Source organism: Sandarakinorhabdus sp., assembly GCF_040398645.1.
Classification (GTDB): Bacteria; Pseudomonadota; Alphaproteobacteria; order Sphingomonadales; family Sphingomonadaceae; genus Sandarakinorhabdus.
Genome location: NZ_JBBATR010000003.1, coordinates 90,452 through 100,079 on the forward strand (window position 1 = coordinate 90,452; position 9,628 = coordinate 100,079).

General features: G+C 63.5%; 12 protein-coding genes and 1 tRNA gene. 4 read left to right on the forward strand and 9 right to left on the reverse strand.

Going from position 1 to position 9,628, the window contains the following annotated elements:
- Together ABWP50_RS01505 and ABWP50_RS01510 are read left to right on the forward strand one after the other, a co-directional pair.
- Nucleotides 1-237, forward strand: a 237-nt coding sequence (locus ABWP50_RS01505; RefSeq protein ID WP_353216217.1) for a GNAT family N-acetyltransferase, incomplete at its 5' end; no start/stop codon positions are given.
- Entirely contained in the window at nucleotides 234-752 is a 519-nt protein-coding gene (locus ABWP50_RS01510; RefSeq protein ID WP_353216218.1) for a gamma carbonic anhydrase family protein, read from the forward strand. The genes ABWP50_RS01505 and ABWP50_RS01510, both read left to right, overlap by 4 nt.
- Nucleotides 753-759: 7 nt before the next feature.
- Here ABWP50_RS01510 and ABWP50_RS01515 read toward each other — a convergent pair whose 3' ends face one another.
- The 5 genes from ABWP50_RS01515 to ABWP50_RS01535 all read right to left on the reverse strand — a co-directional run bounded on the left by ABWP50_RS01515 (nucleotide 760) and on the right by ABWP50_RS01535 (nucleotide 5,409).
- The gene (locus ABWP50_RS01515; RefSeq protein WP_353216219.1) at nucleotides 760-1,173 is read right to left on the reverse strand and encodes a holin family protein; all 414 of its coding nucleotides are present in this window, start codon (nucleotides 1,171-1,173) and stop codon (nucleotides 760-762) included.
- A 98-nt stretch (nucleotides 1,174-1,271) separates the two neighbouring features.
- Nucleotides 1,272-1,348, reverse strand: a tRNA-Pro gene (locus ABWP50_RS01520).
- A 95-nt stretch (nucleotides 1,349-1,443) separates the two neighbouring features.
- On the reverse strand, nucleotides 1,444-2,805 hold the full coding sequence (prsR, locus tag ABWP50_RS01525; RefSeq protein WP_353216220.1) for a PEP-CTERM-box response regulator transcription factor: 1,362 nt from the start codon (nucleotides 2,803-2,805) through the stop codon (nucleotides 1,444-1,446).
- On the reverse strand, nucleotides 2,802-4,937 hold the full coding sequence (gene prsK, locus ABWP50_RS01530; RefSeq protein WP_353216221.1) for an XrtA/PEP-CTERM system histidine kinase PrsK: 2,136 nt from the start codon (nucleotides 4,935-4,937) through the stop codon (nucleotides 2,802-2,804). Before prsK ends, prsR begins: the two co-directional genes overlap by 4 nt.
- Nucleotides 4,938-5,043: 106 nt before the next feature.
- Nucleotides 5,044-5,409, reverse strand: a complete 366-nt coding sequence (locus ABWP50_RS01535) for a hypothetical protein (protein WP_353216222.1) — start codon at nucleotides 5,407-5,409, stop codon at nucleotides 5,044-5,046.
- Nucleotides 5,410-5,477: 68 nt separating this feature from the next.
- On the opposite strand from ABWP50_RS01535, the gene mce reads away from it, so the two are divergent.
- Nucleotides 5,478-5,921: a methylmalonyl-CoA epimerase gene (gene mce / locus ABWP50_RS01540; RefSeq protein WP_502950952.1), complete on the forward strand. Its 444-nt coding sequence runs from the start codon at nucleotides 5,478-5,480 to the stop codon at nucleotides 5,919-5,921.
- A 65-nt stretch (nucleotides 5,922-5,986) separates the two neighbouring features.
- Here mce and ABWP50_RS01545 read toward each other — a convergent pair whose 3' ends face one another.
- Both ABWP50_RS01545 and arfB read right to left on the reverse strand, forming a co-directional pair.
- The gene (locus ABWP50_RS01545; RefSeq protein WP_353216223.1) at nucleotides 5,987-6,352 is read right to left on the reverse strand and encodes a hypothetical protein; all 366 of its coding nucleotides are present in this window, start codon (nucleotides 6,350-6,352) and stop codon (nucleotides 5,987-5,989) included.
- An 81-nt stretch (nucleotides 6,353-6,433) separates the two neighbouring features.
- Entirely contained in the window at nucleotides 6,434-6,841 is a 408-nt protein-coding gene (gene arfB / locus ABWP50_RS01550; protein WP_353216224.1) for an alternative ribosome rescue aminoacyl-tRNA hydrolase ArfB, read from the reverse strand.
- Nucleotides 6,842-6,905: 64 nt separating this feature from the next.
- Here arfB and ABWP50_RS01555 point away from each other — a divergent pair, with 64 nt between their 5' ends.
- Nucleotides 6,906-7,538: a glutathione S-transferase family protein gene (locus ABWP50_RS01555; RefSeq protein ID WP_353216225.1), complete on the forward strand. Its 633-nt coding sequence runs from the start codon at nucleotides 6,906-6,908 to the stop codon at nucleotides 7,536-7,538.
- Here the strand turns inward: ABWP50_RS01555 and ABWP50_RS01560 are convergent.
- Nucleotides 7,514-8,422 (reverse strand): EamA family transporter, encoded by a 909-nt coding sequence (locus ABWP50_RS01560; protein ID WP_353216226.1) that lies wholly within the window; start codon nucleotides 8,420-8,422, stop codon nucleotides 7,514-7,516. The genes ABWP50_RS01555 and ABWP50_RS01560 overlap by 25 nt on opposite strands.
- Nucleotides 8,419-9,628, reverse strand: a 1,210-nt coding sequence (locus ABWP50_RS01565; RefSeq protein WP_353216227.1) for a multidrug effflux MFS transporter, incomplete at its 5' end; no start/stop codon positions are given. The genes ABWP50_RS01565 and ABWP50_RS01560, both read right to left, overlap by 4 nt.

Genomic DNA, 9,628 nt, shown 5'->3' on the forward strand with positions numbered 1-9,628 from the left:
GCCCGCGCGCACTGGGGCGCCGGCCTGGCCCACGAGGCTGCGCAGGCCTGCCTGGCGTGGGGATTTGCACAGGGATTGCCGCGCATCGCTGCCTTTACCGTGCAAGCCAACACCCGCAGCTGGGGCCTGATGCAGCGGCTGGGCATGCAGCGGCGCAGCGATCTGGATTTCGATCATCCCGGGATCGCCGATGGTCACCGGCTGAAACGCCATATCGTCTACATGGTGCAGCCATGACCCTTCACCCATTTGGTTCGGCGCTACCATTGCTTGCCGATGATGTGTTCGTTGCGCCGGGCGCGCAGATCATCGGGCGGGTGACCATCGGCGCGGGCAGTTCCGTCTGGTATAATTGCGTGCTGCGCGGCGATGTCGGGGCGATCACGGTGGGCGCACGCAGCAATATTCAGGATGGCAGCATCGTGCATGTGACCGGCGGCCGCTTTGATACGGTGATCGGCGATGATGTGCTGATCGGCCATGGCTGCATCATTCACGGCTGCCGGCTGGACGATGGCGCCTTTATCGGCATGGGCGCCATCGTGCTGGACGGGGCCGTGGTCGAAGGCGACGCCATGCTGGCCGCCGGCGCCCTGCTCACGCCCGGCAAACGCGTGCCAACTGGCGAATTATGGGCTGGGCGGCCGGCAAAGCTGCTGCGGGCCTTGAATCCGCAGGAGATTGCCGGCAACCGGGCGGGCGCTGCCGGCTATGCCCGGCTGGCGCAGCACTATCGTGCCGGGTTTGCCTGAGGGCAGATTATTTGTCGGTGCCCTTGGTCTTGCCCCACTGGCGGGCGGCGGTATAGCCCAGATAGCCGGTGCCAAACAGCGCATACAGCGGTTCGGGCAAGCCATTCAGATAGCGGGTCATGCCCTGGGCGATATCGTGCGCCATCTGCGGCTGCACGGCGGCGATCAGGCCCATCGGTACCGACCACAGCAGCAGCCCGTACATGACATAAAGAAAGCTCGGCCGGGCGCGGCTGGTCCACGGATCATTGCTGTTTGCTTCGGCAACAATGGCGGACAATTGCACATTGAGCAGCTCAAGCTCCTGGCTGTTCTGCAATTTCAGCAGCTCCAGCTTGGCGGCATCGCGGGCTTTTGGATCAGGAATAATCTTGTCGATCAAACCAGCAACCGGCGCGATCAGGGCATTGAAAATCGACATATGCGGCACCTTTCCAGTGAGAGGAGCCGGCATCATTAACCAATTTGGTTCGTGTAGGACAGGCGCAGCACCAGAATGATGTGGGGGAAATGGAAAAATGGTCGGAGCGACAGGATTCGAACCTGCGACCTCCAGACCCCCAGTCTGATGCGCTACCAGGCTGCGCTACGCTCCGAGCCGTTGCGCGGCCTACAAGGTGGCAGCCGCAGATGCAACAGGCTTGATGGGCCGGGCCGGTTGCAAGGGTGAACCGGCGGATCGATCAGCAGATCAATCGGGCACTTCGATGCCATGCTGCTTCATCAGATCATACAGGGTGGGGCGGCTGATGCCGAGCAGTTTGGCTGCTACGCTGATACTGTTGTCACCGCGCGCCAGCGAGCGGCGGATGGCCATCCGATCAGCGGTTTCGCGCGCTGCCTTCAGGGTCATCGACGCTTCATCGCCCTTGGCCATCAGATCAAGATCGTTTGCCGACAGGCGATTGCCTTCGGCCATGATCACGGCGCGCTTAAGGCGATTTTCCAGCTCACGCACATTGCCGGGCCAGTGCCAATCTGACATGGCCGCGATGGCGTCTGGCGTGAACCCCTTGAATTCCCTACCATTTTCACGCGAAAACTTGGTCAGGAAATATTGGCCCAACAAGGCCGCATCGCCAGGCCGATCGCGCAGGCCGGGAATGCGCACCACGATTTCGGCGAGTCGATAAAACAGATCCTCACGGAAGCGCTGCTGACCGATCATCTCTTCGAGATTCTGGTGGGTGGCGCACACGATCCGCACATCGACCGGGATCTGCTTGCGTCCGCCAATGCGCTCGATCACGCGCTCTTGCAGGAATCGGAGCAATTTCACCTGCAGCGGCAAGGGGATATCGCCGACTTCGTCGAGGAACAGCGTGCCGCCTTCTGCCAGCTCGATCTTGCCTTCCTGCATCTTCACAGCGCCGGTAAAGGCGCCGCGTTCGTAACCGAACAATTCCGATTCAAGCAGATTTTCAGGGATAGCCGCGCAATTGATAGCCACGAAAGCGCCCTTGGCCCGCGTGGATGCGTTGTGCAGCCCGCGTGCCAGCAATTCCTTGCCGGTGCCCGATGCGCCCAGCAGCATCACCGACACGTTGGCCGTGGCGACACGTTCGATCATGCGCGCCACCTTGATCATTTCCGGCGCGCCGGTGACAATACCGCCCAGCACCTTGTCGCTGCCCATGGCATTATCAGCCAAGCGGCGATTCTCCGCCTCCAGGCCAGCGACATGATAGGCGCGGCGCACGATCAAGCTCAATTCGTCGATATCGACCGGCTTGTGATAGAAATCAAAAGCCCCCATCGCGATGGCGCGGCGGGCGCTTTCGCGGGCACCATGACCCGATGCCACAATCACTTTGGTGGCCGGCCGGGCCTGCAAGATCGCTTCGAGCGTCGCAAAGCCTTCGGTAACGCCGTCGGGATCGGGCGGCAGGCCCAGATCCAGCGTCACCACGACCGGATGATGCGTGCGCAACGCCTCCATCGCGGCATCACGGTCGCCAGCGATGATCACCTCCTGATCATCATAGGACCATTTCAGCTGGCGTTGCAGGCCGGGGTCATCTTCCACGACCAGCAATATCGGCTTGTCAGTCACGCCTGCTCCCCTCCCGCCACACCAGCGGGCAATATATTGCCTGTTGCCAAACCTGCCGCCATCGTCGCCGCCTTGGCCATCGGCAGGGAGATGGTGAAGCTCGTGCCTTCGCCTTCACGGCTGGCAACGTCAAGCCGGCCGCCATGCGCCCGTGCAATTTCGCGCGCTTCGTAGGCGCCGATGCCAAAGCCGCCGGGCTTGGTGGAGTGAAATGGTTGAAACAGATCCTGGCGGATGAACCGCGCCGACATGCCCTGACCGCGATCGGCAAGTGTGATCACCACATCCGGACCGGCCATCGCCATGTCGATGCGAATGGGCGCACCGGGCGGCGAGGCGTCCATGGCGTTTTGCAGCAGGTGGGCAAACATCTGTTCCAGCCGGCCGCCATCGCCGCGCACCGGAAGCGGCCGCTCCGCAGGCAGGTTGAGGCTGAGCGACGGCCATGCACCCTGCCGCGATTTGACGAGCTGGCGCAGCAGGCCGTCGACCGGCACGTCATCGTCGGGCGCGCTGACCCCGCTGGCACGCTGGGACAGCCAGGCCAGCAGCGCGTTCATCTTGCCCACCGACACTTTCAGCGTCTCGATCATGTCGGCGCGGAACGCCGGATTGTCGGCATGGCGTTCGGCGTTGCGCGCCAGCAGCGACAATTGGCTAACCAAATTCTTGATATCATGCAGAATAAAGGCAAAACGGCGATTGAATTCCTCAAAACGCTGGGCCTCTTCCAAGGCAGCCTGGCCGCTGCTTTCGGCGATATAGCTGCCGATCTGGCGGCCAAGCGTGCGCAGCAATTCTTCGTCTTCCCAGCCCAGCCGGCGCGGCACCAGGCTTTGCCCGATCAACACCACACCGGCCAGAGTGTCCCGGTTCACCGCCGGCACCGCCAGCCAGAAGCGGCGATCGGCCAGCAGCCAATCGGGCAACACCGGCGGATCAAGCGCCTCACCCGATCGCACCAGTTCAAGATCGAGCGTGCGATCCTGAGCGGACAACCAGGCGATCAATTCACTGTCCACCGCAATTGCCTCGGGCTGGCGATCGGCCATCTGCCAATTGGCCATGGGTTGCAGCCGAATATCTTCTGGCACCAGCAGCCAGCCGCCTTGCGCATCGAGCACCGTGGCCAGCGCCTGCACCACCCGCACCGGCAAGCCAGCCGCTTCGCCCGGTGCCGACACGGTGGCGATGAAGCGCAGCCATTCGTTGCGGTAGTCATACTGATAACGGTAGAAATTGCGGGCGATTGCCACGCGCAGCCACGCCCGCATGCGCGGTGATACCAGCGCCACAGTGCCCATCAGCAGCGTGGCACACAAGAAGGTAACCTGCAGCAACACCCCCCAATCGCCGCCCACCAGCTTGAGCGCATAGGCCAGCAGCGACATGGCGATCAGATAGAATCCGACCCCGGAGAATGCGAAGGTCTGGAATGCCACGGTGCGCGATACCCGCGCACCCTTCATCCACGCATCGCGCGTGGAAAACAGAAACAGCAGCACCAAAATCGCATCGACAGCGCCGCGAATATTGTAAAGATCAGGCGATCCCGGCGGCAGCAGAAATGCCAGCGTGTAAAAATTGAGATCATAAACAAACAGGCCAGCCAACCCGATCGCCAGCAGCCGGATGCCGGATCGGTCTGCTTCGCGGCTGTTGACGAACAGATTGTGACTGAGCACCAGCCCAGTGACCGACACGGCGATGCGCACCACCAAAAAGAAACTGGCCGTGACATCGCCTTCGCCGATCAGCGCATCCTGCCCCGCACCAGAAAAATCGACGACTATTTGCAGCGCCAGCACGAACCCAAGCACGCCGCCAACCCAGAATGATGTGCGATCACTGCCCTCCCCGCCCAGCCAGGACGGGCGCAGCAGATACAACAATAGTGCGATCCAGCCGGCTATCTTCAGGGTTTGCAAGCGCGAAATCCATGGCTGCAAGCCAGGATCGATCAGCATGGTGGCAACAAAACTGGCGGCCCACGCCGCTGTGGCCAACGCCGCAGCCGCCAACACCAGATTGAACGCCGCGCGCTGGTGCATCACCGCTGCCACTGCCAGGCCCAGATAGGCAATCATCGCGATAAAATGGCTGAACAAGCCAACATCCGTCAGCTGGATCATTGCGTGCCTGCCGCTGCGCCTGTTGTCGTCATTCGGTTTCCCCTGCCGCTGCACCGGGATTAACCACAGTTGCCAGCCTGTTACCAGTGCCGGCCACGATGCCCGATCAGGGCGGCGTCAGCCCGATCAATCGCATCACCACGGCCTGGCACAGCATCACCACCAGCCACCACAGGCTGGCATTGGCAATGCGGCGCCAACGTTGCCCGGCCAGCAAAAGCGATGTCGCCAGCGTGGGCAGCACGAAACCGGCCCAGATCACCAGCGCCGAACCGATGGTCATCACCCACACCGGCGCCTTGGGCGGTGCCAGGATCAGCGCGCCAGCCAGTATCGCCCCCAGCCACGCCGCCGCCGCCGCCGCGACCAGCCAGGCCGCCCAGCCGCGCGGCCGATCGACGAATTGCGCCAGCAGCAGCGCCAGCACAGTGGCCAGGCCGATCGGCACGGCATTGATGACAATGTAGATCATAGAGCCAGCTTGCCGGCTTTTGCGGTGCGTGCAAGTGGGGACGTGATCAAACGCAGGAGATGTTTTGCATGACCGATTTGCCGCCGCTGCTGCTGGGCCGGCTCAACCATGTTGGCATCGCGTGCCCTTCGATCGATGCGGCCATCGCGATGTATGGCCGGCTGTTCGGCGCCGTGGTTTCCACGCCGCCCTTTGATCTGCCGGCGCAGGGCGTGCGGGTGGCGTTCATCGATGTGGCCAACAGCCAGCTGGAATTGATCGAGCCGCTGGGCACAGAGTCGCCGATCCATGGGTTCCTGAAGAAAAACCCCAGCGGCGGCCAGCATCATGTCTGCTTTGAAGTGGCGGATATCATCGCCGCGCGCGATTCGATGCGGGCGCGCGGTGCCACTGTGCTCGGCACCGGGGAGCCGCGCATCGGTGCACACGGCGTGCCAATCATCTTCGTGCACCCGCGCGATACCGGCGGCGTGCTGATCGAATTGATGCAGGAACCCGGCGCTCATCACTGATGGCGCTTGGTTGAAACACTGGCGCTAGCGCTCCCGCCCGCAACAGGGCGGGAGCGCCGATGCTATCAATTCTTGCGGCTGTTGATCAACCAGCCGACGACAAAGCCCAGCGCGATGCCGGCACCCAGCGCGGCCAGCGGCTGATCCTGCACGGTCTGGCGCACCTTGGCGGTGCCATCTTCGGCAGCCTTCTGGGCACGCTCCTTGACTTCACGGGCTTTTTCAGGCGCAGCATCTGCAAGTTCGCGGGCCTTGGCAGCGGCCTTGTCATAAGCGGCGGTGGCGGCATCGCGCGCGGCATGGATTGCCTTGTCGGCCTGGTCCTTCAAATCATCCCTGAGCTTGCCCAGCTTGCCGGCTGCGTGCTCGGGGTCGGCGACTGCATCAACGATGGCCGGGATAATGTCTTTGGGTTCGATGGTGTCGCTCATGGGCAATTCCTTTCTGAGTTGCTGTTACAACGAAGATAATGCGCTGCGGTTGCGATTAAAAGGTCGCAGGCCGCCCGCCGGTCAGTCATCCGGCGCGACCTTGCCGCGCCCCGCCTTGATTCCCGACCGCACTGCCTTGCCGACGAGCCGGCGCTGCTTCGATCCCAGGCTGGGCCGGGTGGCGCGGCGCTGAACCGGCCGCACCCATGCCGCCTCCACCAGCGCCGCCAACCGATCCCGCGCATCCTGCCGGTTGCGCACCTGATCGCGAAATCGCATCGCGCTGATCATGATCACGCCGCCCGTTGATGCGCGCCGCCCGGCCAGCCGCAGCAGGCGCAGCTTCACGTCTTCGGGCAGGCTGGGGGAATTGACCACATCAAAGCGCAACTGCACCGCGGACGACACTTTGTTGACATTCTGCCCGCCCGGCCCGCTGGCACGAACGAACGATTCTTCCAGTTCGTCTTCGGGGATGATTGCGGCCATGGTGCCGACATAACCGAATCAGTCACAAACTTCCAAGCAACATCAAGATTTGGGGAGAAACGCCATGATCATCGTTCATCATCTCAACAACAGCCGTTCGCAGCGCATCTTGTGGCTGCTTGAGGAATTGGGCCTGCCTTACGAAATCAAGGCCTATGCCCGCGATGCCACCACCAATCTGGCACCACCGGAGCTCAAGGCGGTTCACCCGCTCGGCAAATCACCGGTGGTGGAAGACGCTGGCCAGATCATTTTCGAATCCGGCGCGATCACCGATTATATCTTGCGCACCCACGGCGGCGGCCGGCTGATGCCGCAGCCCGGCACACCGGCCCATGAAGCCTATCTGATGTGGCTGCATTTTGCGGAAGGTTCGGCGATGACGCCGTTCTTGTTGGCGCTGTACACCGCCCGGCTTGGCGAAGCCGCAGCCCCGCTCACGCCGCGCATCCAGGAACAGATCGGCGCGCATGTTGCCTATTTTTCCCAGTGCCTTGGCAGCAACGACTGGCTGGTGAACAACGAACTTTCGGGCGCCGACATCATGATGAGCTTCATCGCGGAAATCGGCGCCATGCAGGGGCTGGGCGCGCATTTTCCCAATGTGCTGGCCTATGCGCAGCGGTTGCAGGCCCGCCCGGCCTGGCAGGCCGCAGCTGCCAAAACCGATGCCTATAATTTCCGTTTGCCAGCCTGATTTGCTTTGCCCGGTTGGCGGGCGGCCAGAAGATTGAGGCCAAGCCCGCCGACAATTAGCGTCGCTGCCGCCAGTTTCCACGGCGGCAGCGATTCGTTCAGCAGCAATGCCGCCGATCCCATGCCGAACACCGGCACCAGTAGCGCCAGCGGCGCCACGCTGGCAGCCGGATAGCGCGCCAGCAGCCAGCCCCACGCGCCATAGCCGAACAGGCTATTACCAACCGCTTGCCACGCCACTGCCGCCCAGATGGCAGGCGTTGCCCCGTCCAGCGCAGTGCGAATCGCCGGCCAGCCTTCAAACCACAGGGCCAGTCCGGCCAGCGGCGGCACCGCAAAGACCGACGACCAGGCGATGAAGGCCAGCATGTCCACCTTGCCGGCGGCACGCTGCGCCATGTTGCCCAGGCTCCAGGCAAAGGCCGCGCCCAGCACCAACAGCACGCCAGTGATGGTTGCATCGCCGCCGGTGTTGGCGCCGATCACCGCGACACCGGCCAGCGCCAGCACCAGCGCCGCCGCCTGCAACGGCCGCAGCCGCTCACCGCTGCCGATCATAGCCATGGCGATGGTAAACACCACTTGGGTTTGCACCAGCAGGCTGGCGAGGCCAGCGGCAATATAGCCATTGATGGCGATGAACAGCAGCCCGAATTGCCCGGCGCCAATGGCGAGGCCATAGCCAGCGAGGATGCGCCACGGCACATCCGGCCGGCGCACGAAAAAAACCAGCGGAAACGCCACCACCGCAAAGCGCAGCGCAGCAAACAGCAGCGGCGGCAAGCTGTGCAGGGCAAAGGCGATCACGACAAAATTCGTGCCCCACACGACCACAATGGCCAGCGCCAGCAGCAGGGCACGCGGTGTCAGCGCAGCATCTGTCATACCGAGGTTGCGGCCCGCACAGCGTCTGGGCGGGCCAGCAGATGATAGGCCGCCGCTGCCACCAGCATCCCGGCAGCGATATTGGCAGCCAATGGCACCGCCGTGCCATCATAAAGCGCCGCTGCCAGCGCCGATGCCAGCGCGCCGGACCCGAAATTCACCCCGCCCATCAGACCGGACACAGCGCCCGCCCGCAGCGGATCGACATTCAACGCCCCTGCCGAAGCATTGGCCGCAATTAGGCCATTTGAGCCAAGCGCGGCAAACAGCAGCGCGAACGTGACCGGCAGCGCCGCGCCCACCAGGGCGGCAACCAGCAACGCCGCCCCCACGCAGGCGGCACCAACGCTGGCCGCCGCCAGGATGCGATCCGGGCTGTGACGGCGCAGCAGCGCCCGGTTGATCTGGCTGGACCCGACAACGCCAGCAGCAATGGCGGCAAACACCAGGCCGAACTGGCCTTCGCTAAATCCCCAGGTGCCCACCACCAGATCTGGCGACGCCGCGATATAACTGAACAGCGCGGTGCCATTGGCCGCCCCCACCAGCAGATAGCCGATCAAGCGGCGCTGGCGCAGCAATTGGCCATAGCTGGCCAGCACCGAGCTTTGGCGGGCAGCAGCGGCGGTGGCGGCCGATCGGCTTTCGTCCAGCCGCAGGCCAACGGCTAGCGCAACGGCAGCGCCCACCGCCACCAGCACCAGAAACACCGCGTGCCAGCCGGCCGCCGCGGCAATCCAGCCGCCCAGCGTGGGCGCCAGCAGCGGCGCCACCGCCAGCACCAGCATGAACAACGAGAATATGCGGGCTGAATCGCGGTGATCATAACGATCGCGCACAATCGCCCGGCAGGTGACCATGCCGGCGCAGCAGCCCAGCGCCTGAAGGAATCGCCCCGCCACCAGCGCCTCGATCGATGGGGCTAGCGCGCAGGCCAAACTTGCGGCCATATAAACCGCGCACCCGATCAAAATGGTCGGTCGCCGCCCGATGCGATCCGACAATGGCCCGAAAAACAACTGCCCCACCGCCATGCCGACAAAAAATGTCGACAGCGTAAGCTGCACCATTGCCGGGGACGCGGCAAATTCGCGCGCGATGGCCGGCATGGCGGGCAGATACAGATCGATAGTGATGGCGCCGAACGCCGTCAGCGATCCCAGCAGCAGGATTTCGCCCAGGCTGGGCTGGCGTGCGCAATGCGGA

Coding starts and splice junctions, on each gene's coding strand:
- ABWP50_RS01510 (WP_353216218.1), top strand. CDS start 234: ATGACCCTTCACCCATTTGGTTCGGCGCTACCATTGCTTGCCGATGAT.
- ABWP50_RS01515 (WP_353216219.1), bottom strand. CDS start 1,173: ATGTCGATTTTCAATGCCCTGATCGCGCCGGTTGCTGGTTTGATCGAC.
- prsK (WP_353216221.1), bottom strand. CDS start 4,937: ATGATCCAGCTGACGGATGTTGGCTTGTTCAGCCATTTTATCGCGATG.
- ABWP50_RS01535 (WP_353216222.1), bottom strand. CDS start 5,409: ATGATCTACATTGTCATCAATGCCGTGCCGATCGGCCTGGCCACTGTG.
- mce (WP_502950952.1), top strand. CDS start 5,478: ATGACCGATTTGCCGCCGCTGCTGCTGGGCCGGCTCAACCATGTTGGC.
- ABWP50_RS01545 (WP_353216223.1), bottom strand. CDS start 6,352: ATGAGCGACACCATCGAACCCAAAGACATTATCCCGGCCATCGTTGAT.
- arfB (WP_353216224.1), bottom strand. CDS start 6,841: ATGGCCGCAATCATCCCCGAAGACGAACTGGAAGAATCGTTCGTTCGT.
- ABWP50_RS01555 (WP_353216225.1), top strand. CDS start 6,906: ATGATCATCGTTCATCATCTCAACAACAGCCGTTCGCAGCGCATCTTG.
- ABWP50_RS01560 (WP_353216226.1), bottom strand. CDS start 8,422: ATGACAGATGCTGCGCTGACACCGCGTGCCCTGCTGCTGGCGCTGGCC.